This is a genomic window from Pontibacter aquaedesilientis, assembly GCF_014773225.1.
Lineage (GTDB): Bacteria > Bacteroidota > Bacteroidia > Cytophagales > Hymenobacteraceae > Pontibacter > Pontibacter aquaedesilientis.
Map to the genome: position 1 here is coordinate 1 of NZ_JACXAJ010000002.1, position 20,008 is coordinate 20,008.

Consider the following 20,008-nt stretch of genomic DNA (forward strand, 5'->3'; position numbering starts at 1 on the left):
AACAGAGAAGTTAAGCCCGGCTGCGCCGATGGTACTGGGGTCACACCCGGGAGAGTAGGTGGCCGCCAACCCCAACAACAGGACGGCCCCCGTTTCGCAAGAGACGGGGGCCGTTCCGCGTTTAAGCCCAACCCAACCGCCGCCTAACCGCCGCACCAAGGCAGCCGGCCGAACCGGCAAACAGGGCTGGGCAGCGTGCGCCATCTGCTGGGTCTCCCAGGCGGCGCATGACCCAAAGCAGGCGGCATGGCTAGAACACAGCAAAGAAACCTAACCGGGCCGCGGCAATATAATAGGGCGAGCGACAGTCGGAACAGGCAATGGACGGAATCGTCAGGCTTTGTATGCAGAAGTGAAGTTAATTCTAGCCGGTTTTTAACCAAAAAAATATGAACAAAAAGAAAGGGGCTCATCCATCTATGAGCCCCTTTCATTTTGAATTATAGTTTTACTTACTTTTCTTCCCAGCTACAGCAATTTTCAGTTCTTCAATGTTGAGGTATTGCTGTGCAAGTTCTTTAATTTCTTTCGAAGTCACTCCTCTTATAGCTGTAATATAATTATTGTAGTGCTCCATAGGCAAATCTTGCAGGACAATGCGTTTATACCTATCACATTGTTCAAATATGGTAGCTATGTCATTTAAGAACTTCCCAAGCATATAGTTTTTAACGACGTTTAGTTCGTCATCTGGTACCTCTTCTGTCTGGAGAATCTTGATCTCTTTCTTAATCTCGTCTATTGTATTATTTGTAACCTCGTAATTTACATCTGTACCGATGTAAAAGAGACTATCATGTTCTTTAGGAGATATGGCGGAGAAAATTCCGTAGGTATAGCCTTTGTCTTCTCGTATGTTACGCATCAACCTTGAACCGAAATACCCTCCTAAGATTTCGTTTAATACAACTAATTTATGGTAGTCAGCATGGTGAATTGTTGGAAATTGTTTACCAACCCTAATGGACGACTGTAGACTGTCTGGCATATCCACAAAGTCATAGCTCTCCTTGCCCAAAAGCAGTTTCTTATGGCCTTCGTTGGTATCACCTGCAAGAGTCAGTATTTCAATTTCGCGCTCTAATAGTTGTTGCAAGGAATCATCAATGCTTCCACAGGCAAATACATCCAGGTTTTTTGTGCTAAACCTTGCCTTATAGAAGTTAACAAGCTCTTCCTTTGTTACACCATCCAAACCATTTTCATCCAACCCAAATATATAGGGATGGTTAGCGCCATATACCAGTTTGGTAAAGCTATGTGTTGCCAGGTAACTATTCTTCTGTCGCTGAACTTTCAGGTTTTGCTGATTTCGCTTCTTGAGTAGGTTGAACTCCTCATCCGGGAAAGTAGGGTTCTGAATAACATCCAGTACCAAGGGCAGGAGCTCGGGTACATACTTGCTCAGGCAATACAAAGTAAACTCTGAACGATCATACCCTTGATTGTTTTCAAAAGAAGCCCCATAGAAAGCAACTATTTCAGCGATTTGCTTTGCTGAATAGTTTAGCGTGCCTTCAAAGAGCATTTTGCCTGTCAGGTCCGATATACCCGCTTGAGGCTCGTACCACTTACCGGCCTTAAAAACAAAATCCAGCCTGATCACAGGCTGGGTTTCGCTTTTGATATAATGCAGTTTTGCTCCGTTGCTTAGGTGTGTAACTTCTGCGATCTGTAGTGTTACTGCTTCTATTTCGTGTATTTCTGGTGCTTTGTTTCTATCAAGCATTTGTAAATTGTAGATAGTATTTTTAATCTAAGTTAAGCGCTATGCTAAAACGCATTGTTTCTGCCAGTGGGTTGCCTTGTTCGCTTGGTATTAGGTAAGCAGCATCAATACCAAATTTCTGATAGCGGAGGCCAAGGCCTACCGAGATGTACTTACGGTTTCCCTTGTCTGGGTTTTCGTAGAAGTAACCTGCTCTGGCAGCAAATAGGTTGTTATACCAATACTCTATACCTCCTGAAAAGTTTATCTCTTTCAGCTCTTCGCTAAAGCCGCCTTCTGCATCGCCGAACGAAGTGAAGATACCACTTAATACAGTTTGAGTACTGTCTGCACCAGGAGAAGGAACCAATAGCTTGTTGGCGTCAAGCACAAAAGTAAGTGTATTGTACTGATCCAGATTGTAAGTGATGGCAGTACCCAGTTTTAGGTTGGTTGGGAGAAAATCTTTCTGATCACCGTTGGTATAGGCGATTTTGCCACCAATGTTAGAGATGTTAGCACCCAGACCCAAGTTAAGGGTTTGCGTTATATCACGGTTGTAATACACGCCTACATCCACTGCGGCTGTATTGCCTGGCTTCGATTCAAATGGCTGAGCACCGCCGCCAATAGTCACGTTACCAGCTAAGTTGGAGCGTATAAAGCGTGCGCCTATACCTAGGCTGAAGTACTCGCTAAGTGCTTGGCCATAAGCCAATGAAACGGCATACTCCTTTGGAGAGAACTCTGTGATATCATTGCCATTAGCGTCTATAAACTGGATGTCGCCCAGATCAAAGTAAAGCAGTGACGCAGAAATGGCTGAAGTTTCCGTCAGTTTTTTGTAACCAGACAGGTAACTCAGAGACATATCATCAACGATATTGCGGAGCCATGGCGAATAAGAAAAGCTTACGCTCATGTCGTTTTGCACAAAACCCAATTTAGCTGGGTTCCAATGTGGTGTATTGGCGTCGGGGCTTAAAGCAACGCCGGCGTCGCCTAAGGCGGCGGAGCGGGCATCGGGTGCCACTGTGAGGATCGGTACAGCGGTTGTCACGGTTCGGGAGTCCTGCCCGATAGTGCTCGTCTGTGCCGACGCAACATACACGGAAAAGAATGTAGCCACAAAAGCTGCGGCTTTCACAAGTAAAGTTTTCTTATACATATAAAGGGTGTTGATGCAAAATCAAATATAGAAATATTAGAGGATTTTACTAATTCAATAGAACAAGTTTCTCAATTTTAGCTGTTGAAGCACCATCATATTGAGAACGTACAATGATTCTGTAAACGTATACTCCACGCGCCAGCGTGTCGTTAAATTCATCTTTCCCATTCCAGCTTAGCCCTGCCACATGCGATTGACTCGCATAGCTTGTTGTGTGCAGGGTCTTCACTAATTTTCCTGATACGGTAAATATTTGTATCTGGATATCTAAATTCTCGCCAGCACGGTTGTGATCAAAATGAAACGTAGTGCTGGTAGAGAAAGGATTAGGATAATTTAATATGTGGGATAACGCCAATTTTTCATTATTTGATACAATGAATTCCAAATATTCTTCTGCTGAATTATTGTGTGTATCCCAGGCTTTAAGTCTCAGGGAATGAGGACCAGCCGGTAAGTCCTTGAAAGGGTAGCGTATGCGGCCTGACTGGTAGTTATCCCGTTCTGAGGTGTAGTAATCATTCAAAACGATCGCGTTAGCTGTTCCTTCATCCAGCACGGCAATTATCTCATGGCCCGACCCGATTCCTGAAGTATTAACCCCGTTTTCATCGAAAAGTTTGGCCAGTAGCACGGGGTGTTGGCTGGTGTTGCCGCCAAATATGAAGGACTCATCATCCATAAACAGCCTGATGGTCGGAGGGGTATTATCAGCCAGTATACCTTGGGTTGTTCCGCCAATAACGATGGTTGTATCAGCTCCCAAGGCATCATGTGTATTGTTGCTGGCATACAGGCTGATCTTGCCTGCGCCATACCTGTTATCAATGTCTTTGGGTACGACAAAGTTCAACTCAAACTGACCGGACTTTACCGTAGCTTGCCCATCAAATACAATATTTTCGCGAAGCTTCACAGGAACAGGATTACTGCCTGGGGGCGGTGGACTCTTAGGGTCAACTACAAATTCGGGGGTTTTGTCGCCAAACGTCTGGCGTATCAGTTCTTTTTCATACACCGTCACATGCAGGTTCCCATTAAAGCCGCTTTCAGTAATCCCAGCAAGATTGGTTACTATACCTTTCAACGATACTTTGCCAAGTGCGCCCAGTGTGTCTTTGGCCGTTGCATGCCCATTGATATGGGTAATTCTGGTTTGAAGCTTGGGATAGGCAAGTTGTTGAGAAGGATCTGCTAGCAAGGTGAAATTGCGATTGTACACGCCTCTTGAGCTACTGACATTGTCTGTCAGGCTGTTGTTTTTGGTGAGCTGTACCAAGTCGCCTAAACGGGGCATGCGACCATTCACAGGCGTAAAGGCTGTGCGGAAGAAGTTTCGGTTAAGTATACGGTTATCGCTCGAAAAGACAGGACGAGTGGTTGTGAGCATACCGATAGCACCACCTTGTGGACTTAGTAGCAATAGCTCGGCACCAGAAGAGCGGTTTGGGTTGTCGTAACGGCCAAACTCACAGGTAGCTGTCAGCAAAAAGGTCAGCCGGTCTTTGTTGCGCCAACTGTTCATCTGTGTGGTAGTGAGAATCTGCTCCCAGGCCCAACTCACCTCGTTGCCATGCCCGGTATAGTTTACAATCAGGGAACCCTGCTCCACGGCTTTGTCAATAGCGGCAACAGCTTCCGGGGAGCGTTGCCCGTTTGGCACGGTCTCTTGCCGATACAGATCCAGGTATACCTTATTGGGATTGTAGTTAGGCTGATTTCTCTCTAGATATTTAGCCAGAAACTCTGCGTCCTGCAGGTGCTCATTGTTATCGCCATCATCAGCTACAAACGTGACCTGACTGCGCCATTTGCCAAAGTGGTTCGGGCTGTCATAGGCTATAATTTTATCCACGACTGTTGCTGCTTCCATTGGTGTCTTGACAGGCAAGCGGCCTATACCTATGTCCAGCAACTGGTCTCCGGATATGTTCTCGGTCCACTCACCCTCATGGTCATCCAGAAAGCCATAGTAATCTTCAGAGGAATAGCTGGAAATGGGATGCAGGGATTGGCGTGACTGGTAAACCGGGACAAAATTGGTATTGCCGGGCAGGCGGTTTTTATAGTCGTAGGAAGCGTCGCCCAAAAGCAGCAGGTATAGCACATCGCCACCACTTTTAGCGCTTCGCCTGTAAAGCATGCGCATGTAGTCGCGTATAGCGGTCACGTCCTGTGCACCGGATGAAAACTCATTGTATACCTGTCTGGTCGTGATGACGATGGTGTTGAGGTTGCTGTGTTGCCGGCGGTGCGTTGCCAGCCGGTTCGCCTCGTTAAGAAAATTGGGGTGGGTGAGCACGACCAGATCCAAACGCCCGTCCAGGTTATGGCTATGCAGGTCCTGGTTCGCGACTTTGCCAAATGGCACAGGCTTCAAGCCGGCAGTGTTGCGAAACACGACGAACTCACGCAACACATCGGTGGGTGCGCTAAAGCTGATGTCGGTATCAACAACTGTTTGCTGCACCACAGGACGCAGCGGATTCGTCACGTCCCATACCTGCGCGGTGGGCGGAGCACCTGCGATGCGGAAAGTACTGACCGGAGTGGCCAGGCTAGTAATGGCGCGGAAACTGGTTTGATCGCCGTAAAGTTTAAGCTGGCGGACATAATGAAGTTCCAGGTAGTTAAGGTAGCCTATCGCTGTTGAATTGCCCCCTGTATTAAAATTAAAAGTGGCCTTTAGTTCTGTCGGCTGCCCAACTACCAGCTGGTTCAAGGTGTAGGTTTTCAGGCTATTAACTCCTTCGGGATGATAGGCGTAAGTACCGCGGCCGCTAATAGTTTGGGTACCGAGCAATTGGTTGTTGAGCCTGATAGCAAAGGAACTCTCTGTCGCCGAGTTAGCCATCAGGAAAGCAGATAACCGGATGTCCGAGCCCGGCACAATGTCGGAAACCGGAAAACTGACCTCCCGCGAAGTATTGAAAATGCTGAAGTCTTCGCCATACCATTCACGGCCTGAGTAGACCATATTCCGAAGGTCACGCTCATGGTATAGCCGCTCATTATAACTTGTAAGGGTTTGCCCACTGCTACCTGCCTGACTACGTGCGTGCATGCGGACACCGTTTTCGGTACCTACTCTTATAAAGTAATAAGCTGTGTCGGAGTAGATATTATGCTGGTGCTGGAACCCTTGCGTACCGCCGGTATACTGCCAAGTATGCGGACCTTGTGCATAGAACAAGACATAATCGCCGTCATCGAAACGACCATCTGCTTCGCCTGCCACCCAGATAGCATTCTCGATCAGATCATCCGGACGAGGAGCGCTGATGGCTTGCGGCAGTATTCCGCCGCCATTGCCGAACAACTGCAGCGTGCGTGGGTCCAACTGCTGTGTGTTCATGCCGAGTGATTGCAGCAAAGCTTTGTCAATGCGATGAATGCCTGTATTGGTTACCCCTATTTTGTACCAGTTGCCAGTGCTCAGCACAGAAGCCGTGGCGAGGCCAGCCTGTGTGTTTTCAGTGCTCTGGGTAGCGGCGCTATGGGAGGTATAGGTATAGGAGAAACTGATGAGTTTCTCCAGTTGCCCTGTCTGTGGGTTCAGCCGGATGGGCAGAATCGTGACGATGCTCTGCGGCAGCTTGTTTTGCGTGGCGTTGTTGAGATGGATGGTAGGCTCCTGTCCGATGTCCTGTTTGCGGAACAGCCGCTGGTCCTCCGGCGAGAATGCTTCGTAGCGGGTATCCCGGAGCTGAAAACTGCCCATGTGTGTACCCTGCAATTGTAAGCGGAAGTAAGGAAGCCGCTCAGTATAATCCACTGCAGCACCCGAGAAGACAGGAATCTTGTCTGGAAGGCCGTGTAAGGGAAGCGCTTTTTCATGCCCCTGCCACTGCAGGGTTACAGCCGCTGTTTGTGCCCATGCTCTTCCTGCAGGCAAGCCAAAACCTGATAGCAGGCAGGTATAGAGGAGCAGAGAAAACCGCATAGACAGGCAGGTATAAAAGTAAAGGATAAAGTGCTGTATAAATTTACAGAACAATATCCTTCCAACTAAATAAAAATGCGATTAAGTGCTGAGTCCGATCATGGGGCTTGGGTATCAACATCCTGCGTTTCGTCTACCGGGCCGCCAGTAGGCGCAGGTAGCGAACTTCAGGAAATAGAAGTTCGCTTGACGATGGACAATAAGATGTACAGCACGATGATGAGCGGTATAGCGGCAAATTTGACAAGAGCCAGTAGTATAACCGAAATCCCGAGGAAGATAAAGCGGGTGGCATTGTCCTTCCAGGTCAGGTTCTTGAATTTGAGCGCAAACAAGGGCAGTTCGGCCACCAGCAGGTATGAAAATATTGCCGTAACCGCCAGGAGGAAATAGGGATTCAGGATGATATTGTCGTACAAATTGCCCGATGTAGCCAGGATAAGGGGCAGTGAGCCGATGAACATAGAGCAGGCCGGTGTCGGGACGCCTATAAACGACTCCGCCTGCCGTGTGTCGATGTTGAATTTGGCCAGTCGCAAGGCTGAGAAAATCGTGAGTAGAAAACCAGCGAACGGGAGGATGTCGGCAGGTATACCCAGCACGGAGGCTTCAGCCTGCGAGAGCATGGCAAACATGATCGCCCCTGGCACGGCCCCAAAAGAAACCATATCGGCCAGCGAGTCCAGCTGTTTTCCAATCTCAGAGTAGGCCTGGAGCACGCGGGCCAGCATACCGTCCAGAAAATCGAAGATAGCCGCTATACCTATCAGATAGGCCGCATACTCCAATCGGAAGTTGAAAGCGAAATACAACGCCAGGCAACCGCAGAATAGGTTGAGGCATGTGATGGCGTTAGGTATGTGTTTTTTCATCCGGTTGGCTTAGCGCAGGAAAGGGTTATACTGCTTCTCATAACGGATGGTGGTTTCGGGTCCGTGTCCCGGGTATACCACCGTTTCGTCTGGCAGCGTGAAAAGCTTGGTTCTGATACTGTTGATAAGGGTGTCGAAGTCGCCGCCGGGCAGGTCAGTACGGCCGATGCTGCCTTTGAAAAGCACATCGCCCCCAATGCATACCTTGTCTGGTTCGCTGTAAAATACCACATGGCCCGGTGCATGGCCCGGAGTAAAGCGTACCTGTAGCTCGGTGTTGCCGAATTTAACGGTATCGCCTTCTTTCAGGTAGTTGGCCGAGGCCTCCATGCCGCTATACATCGGGAAGCCATAGTTTGAGGCGTATACCGGCACCGACCGCAGGGTCTGCAAATCGGCTTCGTGTATCTCGAGCTCCACACCATAGGTATCGGCCACAAATTTGTTGCCCAGTACGTGGTCGATGTGGCAGTGGGTGTTGAGCAGGCGCATCACTTTCAGGCTGTTTTTCTCGATGTAGCGCTTCAGCTCTTGCTGTTCGGCCTGGTCATAGCAGCCAGGGTCCACTACCACGCACTCTTTGGTGTCGTCGTGCAGCAGGTAAGTGTTTTCCTGGAAAGGGTTAAATGTAAGACAGGTAACGTTCATGGTGTTTTCGTTCACAGGGTAAGGCGCCACAATTTCGGCTTCTAAGTTACGAACTTCAGGCGTAAGTCGTAAATTGCCTGTATGAATTATGATTACATCGTAGTGGGGCACGGCATTGCAGGCGCCATACTTGCCTATACCTTACGCAAACAAGGCCAGCAGGTGCTGGTGATCGACGAGCCCCGAGCAAATTCCGCCTCCCGTGTGGCAGCTGGCCTCATCAACCCGGTGGCTGGTAAGCGTTTTGCAAAGTCCTGGCTAGTGGATACGCTGCTACCCTTTGCCGATAGCTTCTATGATGAGCTGGAGGACCGTTTCCAGAAAAAGCTTTTTCACCATAAGCCGATCTACAAGATATTCTCTACCATAGAGGAGCAGAACAATTGGATGGCTAAGAGCGCCGGTGACAACTGGAGTGCTTACATTGGGGCTACCCATACCCAGAGCACAGGAGTGGAATCGGTACAGGACCGGTTTGGCGGCATCATGATCAGACAGGGGGGCTACCTGCTCGTGGCCGATACCCTGGACCTACTCACCAACGAACTGTTGGAGGCGGGGCTTCTTTTGCCAGAGCGATTTGACGTGTCGCAACTGCAGTTGACAGAACAGGGGGTATCCTACAAAAACATCAGGGCCGGCCACCTGGTTTTCTGCGAGGGGTGGCAGGTCGTGCATAATCCCTATTTCAGGTGGTTGCCGTTGCAGCCTACCAAAGGGGAGGTGCTGGAGGTGGAGACACAGGATTTTAACCCGGAATGTATCTATAATAAAGCCGTTTACGTTGTTCCGGTAGGTGAGGGCCGCTTCAAAATTGGCGCAACCTACAATTGGCGCCAGGCCGACGAGTTGCCTACCCCCGAAGGGAAAGCAGAACTGACGGAACGATTTGAGCAGATCACTTCCCAGCCGTATCACGTAAAGAAGCATTGGGCCGGCATTCGACCTGCTGTCCGCGACCGTCGTCCGCTCATGGGGCGGCACCCGGAGCATGCCCAGCTGAGTGTCTTCAACGGGATGGGCTCCAAAGGAGTGCTGATGGCGCCATACCTGGCTGATATGTTTGGCAATGCGTTGATGGGCAAGGGGGAGGTGCTGCCGGATGTACAGATTTCAAGATATTATTCGTTATATTACGACTACTTAAAACACCAGAACCACGAACTCTAAGCGCATGCGTTTTACTATAAGGTTATTGTTGCTGTTGCTGCTCAGCGCCCTGGCACGCGAGACGGCTTACGCCCAGCCCAACGTGCAGACTTTTGGCAGAAGCCGGATACAATACAAGGACTTCGACTGGAAGCTGTACAGCACACAGAACTTCAACATTTACTTTTATGAAGGCGGCGACGCGGCCGCCAAAAACGCTGCCGAGTATGCCGAGCGTGAACTGAAGCGCATCACCAGTTTCATCGGGTACTATCCCTACTCCAAAATCACGCTTATTGTCTACAACTCAGTTACCGATCTCAAGCAAAGCAACATCGGTATGCAGCGCGACCAGTTTCAGACTGGCGGCGAAACCCTCTTCCTGAAAAACAAACTGGAACTGGCCTTCGACGGCACCCAAACCAGTTTCAAGCGCGACCTCAGTTACCAGCTCACCGAGCTGCTGCTCAACGACATGATGTATGGTGGTAGTCTGAAGGAGGCCCTGCAAAGCAGTTACCTGCTGCGCCTGCCCGACTGGTTTGTCAGCGGCGTGGCGGCCTACACGGCAGAGGGCTGGAGCATGCGGATGGACAATTACATGCGCGATATGCTGCTAGTAAACAACCAGCCGCGCATGGAAGACCTGCTGGCCCGAAACCAGGAGCTTGGAGGGCAGGCCATCTGGAATTACATTGCCGAGCGCTATGGCTATACCTCCATTCAGAACATCCTCAACCTGACCCGCATAACCCGCGACACCGAGGTTGGCATCACGAGCAGCCTTAACATCCCATACAAACGGTTTCTGCAGGATTGCCACAACTACTACACCCAGATAAACACCCGTGCCGAAAACCCTTTGGTAAACCTGCCTGCCGAGCGAAAGCTTTTTACGAAGAATAAAAAGGGAATTCAGTATACCGAGCCCGTGCTCAACCCAGCCGGCACCTTGTTGGCTTATGCCGAGAATGAGAATGGCAACTATCAGATTGTGGTGAAGGAGGTGGGCAGCAACCGAAGCCGCGTAGTCTGGAAAAGTGGCTACAGAACCGTGGATCAGCGTGTAGACTACAAGCTGCCGGTGCTGGCATGGCGTACCAACACGCAACTGGGCTTTGTGGAGGCACGGCGCGGCGAGATGACCTTGCGCCAGATCGACGCAAGCCGGCGACGTTCCCGCATTCCGTTCTTCGACGACATCAGGACAGCAGCCGTTACGCTTAGCCAATTCTCGCAGGTACTCGCCATGAGCTATTCGGAAGACGGTAATGCGATTGTAATGAGCGCGGTGCAAAACGGACAGACCGACCTATACCTGCTCTCGAGTGGAGGCCGGGTACAGCAACAGCTCACCAACGATATTTACGACGATACAAGCCCTGTTTTCCTGAAAGGAAGCGGTATCATTGCCTTCAGTTCTAACCGTTTTGTAGAAACGACTGGCGAGGCGGCCTCAGGCACCTTCTCCAGCGTTGTGAACAACTATGACATCTTCCTGCTGCCGCGTGATGGCAGCGGTGCCAATGCCCGACAGATCACTTTTTCAATTGCGAGCGAGACGCGCCCAAGGGCTACAGCAGATGGTAACCTGGTATACCTGAGCGAAGAGACCGGGGTTAGGAGCCTATACCATTATGATGTGGCATCGGGTACCAGACGCCCCATCACCAACTTCATCCAGGATATTGAAAACTATGACTACAAAGGAGCCTCCAACACCCTGGCGCTAACGGCAGATGATGGTGCGCGCAGCTTTGTGTACTTGCTCCCGGCGTATACCTCATCAGTGCCAGACTCGCTTCCTAAGACCTCACGGCAGATTATACTGGAGGCACGCTCCCGCACACCTGTAACAACTTCCGCCTCCAGCCGAAATCTGATAGAAGGGGCGGCCCGGAAAAAGACGCAGCGGCAAGGCGAGGTGGACATAGAGAACTACCAGTTTGAGAGTGACCAGCAAGAGCAGCAACAGGCTGATACCAAGGTGCCGGCCCAGCGTGCCCGCACCACAGCAGGTGGCGTGCCCATTGCCGGCCCCGTGGGATATGATTTGCGCTTCAGTATGCAGGAACTCATTACATCGGTGTACTCCGATCCGCAATTGGGCTTCGGGATAGTGGCCGGTGTGAATATGAGCGACCTGTTTGAGAATCACCACATACGGGGGAGCGCCTTCCTGCGCACCGATCTGGAGACGAGTCGTATGTTTGCTGAGTACATGAACCTGAAGAATCGTTTCGACATAGGCATGCAGTACCGCCGCGACGTGATAGTGGGGGAAGTGCCTGAGGTGCCCGGTTCGGTCGTGCGTTTCGGGAAGCATGAGTTTTCGCCTACATTGGTATACCCGCTTAGCTACAGCACCAGCATCCGGATGCAGCCTAAGTTTGTCAACACAAGATTTACGTATGTAAACAGCTTCGTTACGCCTGATAGTGTGACGAATTTTGGCGGGGGCAACGTAGAGATCGTGTTTGACAACTCTGTGGTGCGTGGCGTGAATATGCTGGAGGGCACTCGCATGAAAGCGGGTTTGCTCACCCTGAAAAGCTTTGGCAGTGGCGCGGGTAACTTCAATAAGTTTTATGTTGACCTGCGCCATTATCAGAAAGTGCATCGGCAGATCATTCTGGCTGCCCGTTTAGGGTATGGCGCTTTCTTTGGCAATGCTCCCAAAAACTTTCTCATCGGGGGTATGGATAACTGGCTCTTCGCCTCTGAAGATGACCCGACTGACCGCAATGCGGTGACCATTCGCGCCCCTGCTGACCTTTTTTACTTGGATTATGTGACTCCTTTGCGGGGCTTTAACTTCAATACGCGTCGTGGGTCCAAGCACCTGCTGGCTAACGTGGAGCTGCGTGTGCCCATCGTGCAGTACCTGTACAATGCGCCAATACCGTCGGGTTTCTTCCGTAACCTGCAGTTTACAGCCTTCGCAGATGCCGGGTCGGCCTACAACGGTTCTAACCCTTTCACGGGCAACAACTCCATTAACACGCGCGTGATCGGTGGACGTATCGACCAGACTTCTACCAGTCCGTTTGAGATCACCGTGATTAACTATCGTAATCCTTTCCTGCTGGGCTATGGCTTTGGTGCCCGCACCACCCTGTTTGGGGTATACGGCAAGGTCGATCTGGCCTGGAGCGAGGAGGACGATGCGCGCAGAGGGCCTAAGTTCTACATAACATTAGGCTACGACTTCTAAACAAATAAATGAACCGGAAAACAAAACGCTTCGGTCTGGGGACGGTGCTTGTTTTGGCGTTGCTGGCTGCCTGGCTGCATATGGCCGACAAAAACTACGTTTACAAGGCCGTTTACCACAACTTCGCTGACATAGACGATCATCTCATCTTTCACCAGCGTAAAATCAAAGCGTCTGAAAAGCCTATACCTTGGGCTAAATCAAAGCAATACAACCAGCTGGAACTGCCGGCAGCATTGCAGCAGCTCCACCAGGATCTTCAATCGGTCGCATTTTTGGTCGTAAAGAACGACTCCCTGCTGTATGAGCAATACTGGGATGGTTACTCAGAAGAGTCGCTGAGCAATTCTTTTTCGATGGCCAAGAGTATCGTGAGTGTACTGATAGGTATAGCCATAAAAGACGGCGACATCCGGAGCGTGGACCAGCCTGTAGGCGACTTTCTGCCGGAGTTCCGGGAAGGGGCCAAGGCCAAAATCACACTACGGCATTTGCTGTGGATGAGCTCCGGGCTGAACTGGGACGAGTCCTACAGCAATCCGCTTTCCATGACCACAGAGGCTTACTATGGCTCCAATCTTAAAAAAGTGATCGGCAGGCTGGAGGCGGTGGAAGAGCCGGGGCAGAAGTTCGAATACAAAAGCGGTGACACGCAGGTGCTGGGCTTTGTACTGGAGGCTGCCACGGGCATGAACCTAGCCGATTACGCAGAACAAAAGCTGTGGCGCCCTTTGGGAGCCGAGCAAAAGGCAGAATGGAGTGTAGACCATCTGCGGGGAAATGAGAAAGCTTACTGCTGCTTTTTCTCTAACGCACGGGACTTCGCCCGTATCGGAAAGCTATACCTCAACCAAGGCATCTGGAACAGTGACACGCTGGTGGCACCGGATTACGTGAGGGCCTCCCTCACACCCAGCGGGTTGCCATCCGCTACCACGGGCGAAACTACTGATCACTCTGGTTACCAATGGTGGTTGCTCCCTAACTATAAAGGCCAGTTCATCTTCTATGCACGCGGCATACTGGGCCAATACATCATCGTTATACCTGAAAAAGAACTGGTAATAGTGCGACTTGGCAAAAAAAGGGGCGAGCGCATCAACAACCACCCCAGCGAGGTCATGGCCATAATCGATGCTGTCAATACAATGGTTCCTTAGGGTACATGCTGTTGTTCGTGCTTTCATGGATGGTCGCAGTTGAACTCCGGGAAGACCATCATTTCAAATCAAATGACTCAAGCTCAAAATTGAATAAACTTTGCATTCCCGCTGCATAGGTATCTTTCGGGAGCTTTTGCAGGCATGGCTGCGTATAAGTGAGGAATTATACCTAATTTGCAGGAACACCATACATACAAGTGCTTATGTTGCAGTCCATGACAGGCTACGGCAGTGCCCGCCTCGATACTGACCAGTATTCTATTAACGTCGAAATACGATCGCTCAACTCTAAAGGGATGGACCTTAGCGTGCGCCTGCCGCGCTTTCTGTCGGAGCGGGAGTATGAGATCCGAACCATGCTCACCAAGGCACTTGTTCGTGGCAAGGTAAGCATCTGTGTAGACTACTCGAGAAATAAAACCCAAAAAGCTAAGAGCAATATTAATAAGGAGCTGCTGAAGGCTTACTATGAGGAGCTGAATGAGGCAGCCGATTTAGTGGGAGGGGCTAAGAACGACCTTTTCCGCCTGGCCTTGCACATGCCGGACGTGCTGCAGCAGGATCAGGGCGACGAAGAGTCCGGAGAAGCCGACTGGGAGGTGGTACAACCACTGGTACAGCAGGCACTCGACAACATCAATTCTTTCCGTGCCGACGAAGGTAAAGCCCTCACAGCCGAAATCATGTCTTATATCGACCGCATCCGTATTCTTTTGGCTGAGGTGGAGAAGCATGACCCGGTGCGTATGGAGCTTATCCGCAACCGTATCAAAAACCATATCATCGAAGTGTCAAGCTCGGAGCATTACGATCAGAACCGTTATGAGCAGGAGATGATCTATTATATGGAGAAACTCGATATAGCTGAAGAAAAGGTTCGCCTGATCAACCACCTGCATTACTTCACCGAAACGGTATACCTGCCAGAGCCGACAGGGAAGAAGCTTGGCTTTATATCTCAGGAGATAGGGCGTGAGATCAATACGATCGGCTCGAAGGCGAATGACGCTACCATACAGCATCATGTGGTGGAAATGAAGGAAGAACTGGAGAAGATCAAAGAACAGATCAACAATATACTCTAGTATACTGAAATCTGAATTGTGAAATGCCTGCCGTTCCAAAAGAGCGGCAGGCATTTTTTGTCTGTATATAAGTAGCTGATAGTCAGTGTGGTGAATTTTGTTTAAACACTGATGTGCGGGAAGACAAAACTTGAAAAAAAATTAAAAATTTTTCAGAGAAATTTTTTGCCCGTTTTTGCAACTGAGTTTCTTAAACATGTCAAAATTCTTATATAAGTTACATTTAATGTTTTTATTGAACAGAACTTTTAAAGAGATGAATTTATGTAGTTAAAACATTGATTTTTAGCAAAGTAAGTGTGTTGCGTGTAATATAGTTTTGTTATATATTTCAGCATGTTTAACTTAAAATTATTATTAATGAAAACAACACGTTTACTTGCTCTCATAGCTTTTGTAGCTATGTTCGTTTTCTCCTCTTGCCAGAAAGAAGAAGGAGAAGTAACAGCCAATGAGGTTTCGGCCATGACCCTTGCCAAAATCTCCAACTTAGGTTTCAATACAGATAATGTGCAGCGCGTTGACGGAGGCTACTTGGTCGAAGGTGACATCATGCTCTCTGACAGTGACCTGAATGTATCGGCTAAGACCCAAGCCCTACGCGTAGGTGACGCGGAGCAGTACCGCACCACTAACCTGGTGAGCGTAGGCTCAAGCCGTACTGTACGCGTTGCCATCACCACTAGCCTTCCTTCTGCCTATGTGTCGGCGCTGGACGAGGCTATCCGCCGTTACAATGCTGAGAACCTGCTCATCAAGTTCCAGCGTGTGTCTTCTAACTACGAGGTGCTTTTCTCTAAGGCACCAGCTGGGTCTTCTTACCTGGCCTCTGCTGGTTTCCCTTCAGGCGGCAATCCTTACAACAGTGTGAAGGTAAACTCTGACTACCTGGGTTCTAACCCTGGCACGAACTACCTGGCCACTATTCTGGCGCACGAACTGGGCCACTGCATCGGTTTCCGTCACACCGACTACATGGACAGAAGCTACAGCTGCGGCGGTGCTTACTACAACGAGGGTGCCTCTACTGTGGGTGCTATCCACATCCCGGGTACACCGACAAGTGCTGACCCTAACTCATGGATGCTGGCCTGTATTGGTACTGGCGTAAACCGTCCGTTTAACTCCAATGACAAAACAGCCCTGAATTACATCTACTAGTCATTAAATTTTTTAGGGAAATTTACTGAAAAAAGAAGCCCTTGCAGTTCGCTGCAAGGGCTTCTTTTTTTATTGTCATATACCAGACCCAAGACTGTCGCCGGCGTGGTATGGCGATAGGCATTTATAAACAAAAAAATATAGTTGATCGGTAATGTTTTGGCTGGTAACTGGTTGTGAGTTGTGTAAGGTGCAGGTATTCAGTGCTATAACCCTGCGCAGGGGTTGGCCTATAGTGAACTGTCGGCGTATACGTGTAGCATGTCTAACTTAATTTTCTGAGTCCTATGTTTACAAAACGCTTACTGTTCTTCGCTCTGGCAGTTTTTGCCATCAGCTTTACTTCCTGCCAGCAGGAGGAAGACATCGCGACTAAAAATGAGGTTTCACCCATGACACTGGCTAAGATTGCCAAGCTTGGTTTCAATACCCAGCAAGTAGAGCAAGTAGATGGGGGCTATGTGGTGGAAGGCGACATTTTCCTGTCAAATGCCGATCTGAACACTTCTTTCAAAGAGATGGCGCTACGTGTAGGCGAATCGGAGCAGTATCGTACCAGTAATTTGGTATCGGCCCCAAGGACCATAAGTATCAGTATCTCCAATCAATTACCGGGTTCTTATGTGGCGGCGCTGGACGAGGCTATCAATCGCTACAATGCCCAGGGGCTGGAACTCAGCTTTCAAAGGGTCTCTTCAAAGGGAGACATCAGCCTGACAAAAGCACCTCGGACGGCAAATTACCTGGCTTCTGCCGGCTTTCCATCGGGTGGCAAGCCTTATAATTCAGTAAAGATCAACTCAAACTACCTGGGCTCTAACCCGGGTACCAATTACCTGGCTACCATCATCGCGCATGAAATCGGCCATTGCATTGGTTTCCGCCACACCGACTACATGGACAGAAGCTACAGCTGCGGCGGCTCTTACTACAACGAGGGTGCCTCTACTGTGGGCGCTATCCACATCCCGGGCACGCCAACCGGTCCGGATGCGAATTCCTGGATGCTGGCCTGTATTGCCAATGGCGTGAACCGGCCATTTAATAACAACGACAAAACAGCTTTGGGTTATCTGTACTAGCAAGAATAGGTATAGTAAACAGCAACGCATCGCTTCTGTCGTGGCAGGAGCGATGCGTTGCTGTTTTAGGTATAGGCAAGGCTATCGGTTGAGTTTGCAATTAGAGCACCAGCACTTTTCCTGTCAGGTATGTGCCTGATTCGGATTTCACCTTTACAATGTAAAGGCCGCGCTTAAGGCCATTGGTGCGTACCTCTTTGAGCACCCCAGCCTCGGTGGTTTCGAGCACAAGTCTTCCCATTTGGTCATATAGTTGTATTTGGGCCGAGTCACTTGCTACTGCTATGTAGAATGGCTGCCCCGCTGTAACCGGGTTCGGGTATACCTGCACGAAGTTTTCACTCGCATAGATCACTTCCTCTTGCTGGCTGTAAAAGGTTTTCCCGTCCGTGGTGCTTACCTTGACCCGGTAGATGTTACGTCCATTTTCTGGTTGGCTGTCAGTAAGCACATGGCTGAGTTGCGAGACCGGGTTTAGGGTCTGGATGGTGGTGAAGCCGCTCGTTTTTCCTTTCCTTTCCAAACTGATGGATGCAAGCTGGTAAAGAGTGCCGATCGCAAGGTCAAGCTTAACTGTGTCCATCACTAATTGGCGGGCCAGGAAGCTGGTAACGTAGCATCCGGCGTCAGCACTTTCTAAAGCAACAGACGGACTGTTTTGCGCATTCAAGCCCTGCACGATGGGGCTTATGGCTACAAAATCGCTTTGCAAAGCCCGCTTGTCAAACACGGCCAGTGTGTCTGTAGTCGTGAGCAAGGGTTGCAGGTGGGTGTCGCCCAGATAGTATAGTTGGTACTGCTGCACATTAGGAAGCGCCGGCCACTGGAACATGACTTGCTCGTCGCAGTTGAACCCTACCTGCAAACTGAGTGGCCGGGCAACCACGAATTCCTCTGATACGGCAACTTTGTTTCCTGCCGTCAATCGGAGTTGTGCTATTGCCATGGTATCGGGTGTTTGCCAGGTATAGCCGGGACCGTCCAGTGCTACGTTGGGGTCAATCAAGTGCCAGGCTTCGCTCCCGGACAAACGGTACTCCAGGCGGCCCAAACCAGCTTGGGCGACACCCTGCCAGGCGAGGCGGTTTGCCTGACCTGCCACAAGTGAACTTCCGGCCGCAGGGTATAGCCACTCCATGCCTTGCTCAAACTCATAGACCAGGCTAAACTCCTGTGGCCCCTTTGCTACCTGATGGCCTGATACCGTTAAGGTATAGACACCTGCCGATGGTGTGAGGAGTGTGATCTGCTCGACGTTGTTAAGCCTGTCTGTGCCGCGTCTGGCTGGCAGCCGCAAGGAGTCAGGATGGGGATGTGAGCTGAGAACCCAAGGCTGCCACGTTTTGCCGGTAGCCTTGTGTCGCAGGGTCAGGTCGAGGTCATGCAGGAGGGCCTTCTCCGCATTGGGCTCGGCCTCCGGATCGTGCCAAGCAATGGTGGCCTTGACTAAGTGCGTGCCGGCAGGTATAGTCAGCTGGTATGTTTTTGTCTCGCCTTGCGCCACTGCGCCTAAAACAAAATGGTTATTTTCAACAATCCTGATTGCGCCCAGTGCGTCTGCATTTCCAAAACCGGATTCAAAGTCAGGCCCGGGCCTGCCAGTGTCTTCTGCGCTATTGATCAGGGCGGCTTTCACAAGCGAGGCGGGCGGCAGGTTGCCATGTTTTTCTTTGTAAGCCTGTTGCACCAGCAGGGCTATACCTGACACTACGGCTGCAGCCTCAGACGTGCCGCCCACACCGTGTGCAACCAACTCCGGCTTGATGCGCCCATCGTAGGCCGGCCCCCTGGAGCTGCGTATGCCTACCTGCCCGTTGGGCTCCAAGGCGCCCACGCTTATCGTGTTTTTGGATGTCTTGAACTGGCCGGTGAGGTTGGCTATACCTGGGAGGTTGGCATACGTGCCGGTTGTGTCGGACTTGTCGCCACTGTTGCCGGATGAGAAAACATGCAGCAATTGCGGGTTCTGAAAAGCTTGCCGATCGTACGCCTGCGACTCTAGTCCGTAATAATTTTCCACGCCCACGCCATACGAGTGGTTTTGCACGCTTATACCTTGGCTCAGGAGCAATTCGCTATCATCGGGGTATAGGTCTGCAAAATCGGAATGCGCCAGCATACTTTTCCAGGTAACGCCCTTGCCGGCGGGGCCCGTGTTGCCTGCGCCGGCAATCAGGGTAGCCATGGTGGTGGCATGCACGCTGTGCTCATTGCCTACTGCTCCCAGCACGCGCCCCTGCAGGTCCGGGTCCTGTGGGTTAAACGGGTTTTCCTTGACTGACACCGTCATCCCTTCGCCGGTAAGGTCCGGAAACCGTGCCTGCGCTGCATAAATGTTGTTAGCGACAAAGTCTGCGTCTTTCAGCTCCAGCTCTTCCTGTGCTTGACGGCTGGCTCTGTCCACGTAAATAACGGAAGGCGAAGAAAGGAGCAGCAGGAGTTGTGAACGGCTTATACCTGACACCACCATGATATTGCGATAGCCGGCCACCTCTGTAAGCTGTGCTTTCCATTGCTTATTTTGAAGCCAGGCACGGAAGTCAGCTGTGTCTTTTACCTGCACACTGTAGCTGGCAAGGGAACTGCCTGCTGCGGCATGGCGCAGGGTTGGGGCCAGTTTTTGGTCAAGCTCTTTCTGGAACACAGGATTTTCGGTCTGCTGTGCCTGAATTCCAAGTGGGAGTAACAGCGCCAGAAGCCAAAGCGCAGGTACCCAATGCGTATGTTTAAGTTTGTAGAGTGGCGGCATACAATAACGCTAAAATAAAGGGTAAATCTCATCCGATAACCTGGACAGAGACGCACTAAAGCT

The 20,008-nt window shown here is 50.4% G+C and carries 12 protein-coding genes; 6 read left to right on the forward strand and 6 right to left on the reverse strand.

Annotated features, from left to right (window positions below):
• Window positions 1-448 precede the first annotated feature (448 nt).
• From H9Q13_RS05025 to H9Q13_RS05045, 5 genes are all read right to left on the reverse strand, one after another.
• A complete protein-coding gene (locus H9Q13_RS05025; protein WP_191182694.1) occupies window positions 449-1,729 on the reverse strand; it encodes a M16 family metallopeptidase in 1,281 nt (426 codons plus the stop codon).
• 22 nt (window positions 1,730-1,751) lie between these two features.
• Window positions 1,752-2,876: a type IX secretion system outer membrane channel protein PorV gene (gene porV / locus H9Q13_RS05030; protein WP_191182695.1), complete on the reverse strand. Its 1,125-nt coding sequence runs from the start codon at window positions 2,874-2,876 to the stop codon at window positions 1,752-1,754.
• A gap of 49 nt (window positions 2,877-2,925) precedes the next feature.
• Entirely contained in the window at window positions 2,926-6,822 is a 3,897-nt protein-coding gene (gene porU / locus H9Q13_RS05035) for a type IX secretion system sortase PorU (protein WP_191182696.1), read from the reverse strand.
• 167 nt (window positions 6,823-6,989) lie between these two features.
• Window positions 6,990-7,694, reverse strand: a complete 705-nt coding sequence (locus H9Q13_RS05040) for a CDP-alcohol phosphatidyltransferase family protein (RefSeq protein WP_191182697.1) — start codon at window positions 7,692-7,694, stop codon at window positions 6,990-6,992.
• A gap of 9 nt (window positions 7,695-7,703) precedes the next feature.
• Window positions 7,704-8,342 carry an MBL fold metallo-hydrolase gene (locus H9Q13_RS05045; RefSeq protein ID WP_191183323.1) on the reverse strand — a complete coding sequence of 213 codons (639 nt, stop codon included), beginning with the start codon at window positions 8,340-8,342 and terminating at the stop codon, window positions 7,704-7,706.
• Between the two features lie 81 nt (window positions 8,343-8,423).
• Between H9Q13_RS05045 and H9Q13_RS05050 the strand changes: the two genes are divergently transcribed.
• The 6 genes from H9Q13_RS05050 (at window position 8,424) to H9Q13_RS05075 (ending at window position 17,196) form a co-directional block, all read left to right on the forward strand.
• The gene (locus tag H9Q13_RS05050; RefSeq protein ID WP_191182698.1) at window positions 8,424-9,512 is read left to right on the forward strand and encodes an NAD(P)/FAD-dependent oxidoreductase; all 1,089 of its coding nucleotides are present in this window, start codon (window positions 8,424-8,426) and stop codon (window positions 9,510-9,512) included.
• A gap of 4 nt (window positions 9,513-9,516) precedes the next feature.
• Window positions 9,517-12,705, forward strand: coding sequence for a TolB-like translocation protein (locus tag H9Q13_RS05055; RefSeq protein WP_191182699.1), 3,189 nt, complete (start codon window positions 9,517-9,519; stop codon window positions 12,703-12,705).
• Between the two features lie 8 nt (window positions 12,706-12,713).
• Entirely contained in the window at window positions 12,714-13,865 is a 1,152-nt protein-coding gene (locus tag H9Q13_RS05060) for a serine hydrolase domain-containing protein (RefSeq protein ID WP_191182700.1), read from the forward strand.
• Between the two features lie 206 nt (window positions 13,866-14,071).
• Complete coding sequence (locus tag H9Q13_RS05065) at window positions 14,072-14,953, forward strand: YicC/YloC family endoribonuclease (protein ID WP_191182701.1); 882 nt, start codon at window positions 14,072-14,074, stop codon at window positions 14,951-14,953.
• A 402-nt stretch (window positions 14,954-15,355) separates the two neighbouring features.
• Window positions 15,356-16,114, forward strand: a complete 759-nt coding sequence (locus H9Q13_RS05070; RefSeq protein WP_224744092.1) for a M57 family metalloprotease — start codon at window positions 15,356-15,358, stop codon at window positions 16,112-16,114.
• Between the two features lie 287 nt (window positions 16,115-16,401).
• The gene (locus tag H9Q13_RS05075; RefSeq protein WP_191182703.1) at window positions 16,402-17,196 is read left to right on the forward strand and encodes a M57 family metalloprotease; all 795 of its coding nucleotides are present in this window, start codon (window positions 16,402-16,404) and stop codon (window positions 17,194-17,196) included.
• 100 nt (window positions 17,197-17,296) lie between these two features.
• On the opposite strand, the gene H9Q13_RS05080 is transcribed toward H9Q13_RS05075, so the two are convergent.
• On the reverse strand, window positions 17,297-19,945 hold the full coding sequence (locus tag H9Q13_RS05080; protein ID WP_191182704.1) for a S8 family serine peptidase: 2,649 nt from the start codon (window positions 19,943-19,945) through the stop codon (window positions 17,297-17,299).
• Window positions 19,946-20,008 lie beyond the last annotated feature (63 nt).